General features: G+C 58.3%; 2 protein-coding genes. Both read left to right on the top strand.

Translation table 11 applies throughout. The annotated features are described in order from the left end of the window. Positions 1-501: 501 nt before the first annotated feature. Positions 502-1,041: a hypothetical protein gene (locus tag BP05_RS00105; protein WP_496359238.1), complete on the top strand. Its 540-nt coding sequence runs from the start codon at positions 502-504 to the stop codon at positions 1,039-1,041. 67 nt (positions 1,042-1,108) lie between these two features. After that, the gene (locus BP05_RS00100; protein WP_496359236.1) at positions 1,109-1,582 is read left to right on the top strand and encodes a hypothetical protein; all 474 of its coding nucleotides are present in this window, start codon (positions 1,109-1,111) and stop codon (positions 1,580-1,582) included. The last annotated feature ends 430 nt before the right edge of the window (positions 1,583-2,012 follow it).

Genomic DNA, 2,012 nt, shown 5'->3' with positions numbered 1-2,012 from the left:
CTGTCGCCGCAAACTGTTCCTGCGTCGGTAGCGCGCCTAACAATTCATTCAAGCCGAAGCCGCTTCGCGGCTCGGCTTAATTCAGGCGTTAGGCCCCATGCCAAACATTTCCGCAAACGGATTCAAAGCACTGGCTACCTTCGCTCTCTTAGTAGCGGTGCTAGGCGGTGTCTGGTTTGGTATAGCGTCATGCGGTGGCTACGCTTGGCATCGTCAGCTAATGCAATGGACACTCATTGCCTTGGCTGTAGCGCTGCTGGCATTCCCGCCGAGACAAGCCGCGTCTCTCGGCCGCAGGGCACTCCTCGCATTGGCGGTGATTGGCACGTTCTTTCTCGTTCGCGCCTTGGCGGCCCCGTTCTACCCTGCCTTCCCGGGCTTCGGAGACTACTTTCGGCAAGTCGGTTTGGCTCTCTCTACGGGGCCGTGCTAAATGGGCCCTAACAATTCATTCAAGCCGAAGCCGCTTCGCGGCTCGGCTTAATTCAGGCGTTAGGGTGCATGAGCAAGATCATCGGTAATGTGGCCAAGGCAGCGGCGCTCCTGATCGGAGTTCCTGCCGTTGCATTGTTTGCCTACGACACGATTGCTGTCCGGCCGCATCTTGCGCGGATTCAAGCCGTCCTCACCCAGGCCAATCCCGAAGACTCTTCCCCACCTCAGATCATCCGCGACCTGATTGATGCAAATGCTGGGTCGCCTACCCCGCATGCAACCCGTCTGGTCACGTCGCTTGTCTACTCTGACCTAACCCAAGGCCAGTGGCATGTGCGCGAGGCGCTTTGGAGCGTCCTGCTACCCATGCACTTCGACAGATCTCAGATGTACGGCTTTTACTCCGTGCTTTCTTACAACGGCACGGACCATGGCCTGAGCAATTTTGCCAACCGTGAGTATGGCAAGTCGCTCGGCCAGCTCTCGCCATTACAAGCCGCAACTACGGTTGCCATCACCCGCGCTCCCACGGCCTATCTCAGGGACCGTGGGAGACTAGATGAGCGTGCAATGGTGCTGCTGGAGATGTCCCGGCATGCACCCTAACAATTCATTCAAGCCGAAGCCGCTTCGCGGCTCGGCTTAATTCAGGCGTTAGGCACCGGGGGAAGCATTGGTCCAGCTCACAGATCTAAAAGGCGAATGGGCCGCGGCGATCGGCAAGGCCTTCGTTGCGTTTGGCTCCATCGAGCATGTGACAGTCGTTTGCCTTAGGGAGCTGCCGCGTGACCGGATTCAACGCACCACAAGATCGTTCCGGCTTGGCCAGCGAATATCGCTGCTAGTTGAGCTACTTGAGGGATATGACGGCGACCTCTACAAGGAGCTGTCGGCCAAACTGCAACGCGCAAAGGACCTAGCCGAGACTCGTAACATAATTGCGCATAACCCCCTGGTCATGGATTTCTTTCGGCGCCAAGATGGGTCAATGTTTACCCGAGAGGTGATTGCTCACTTGCACCAAGACAAGCACATCACCCTTGAGCAGCTGCAACAGTTTGCATCGGAGTCTGAGGCCTTGGCCTCCGAGCTATATCGTTGCAGTTCTGCTGTTTTCCAGGCCCACCGCCAGCCGGCCGGTGCCTAACAATTCATTCAAGCCGAAGCCGCTTCGCGGCTCGGCTTAATTCAGGCGTTAGGCGTGTGCGTTCCCAATGAATGAAATTGGGTGACAAGTTCGCACACTGAGTACCCCGCCTTCGTCTTGGACCGCGCTTGCTGTGGTCAGTAGCACGTCGTTCTTCGGCCGGCCCCGGTCGGCGCGCCCCGGCCCTTCCAGCGGCCCTGCCGTTATCCAAGGACCAGGCGAGCAATCTGGCGAGCGCGCCAGCGTCGGTTCATTGCTTCGGCCACTGACAAGCTCGGGTGGTTGCGGCGTCCCCCCTACGTCCTTTCTCCCGCCGATTTCGGCACCTTCCACGGTTTACTAACCGCCCTTACCTTCGGCTACCCTACGGCCTAACAGTTCAATGTAGCCGAAGCCGCTTCGCGGCTCGGCTAATTTCAAGGCGTTAGGC

Source organism: Lysobacter oryzae DSM 21044, from assembly GCF_059568595.1.
This window is presented reverse-complemented; position numbering and strand designations above follow the sequence as displayed.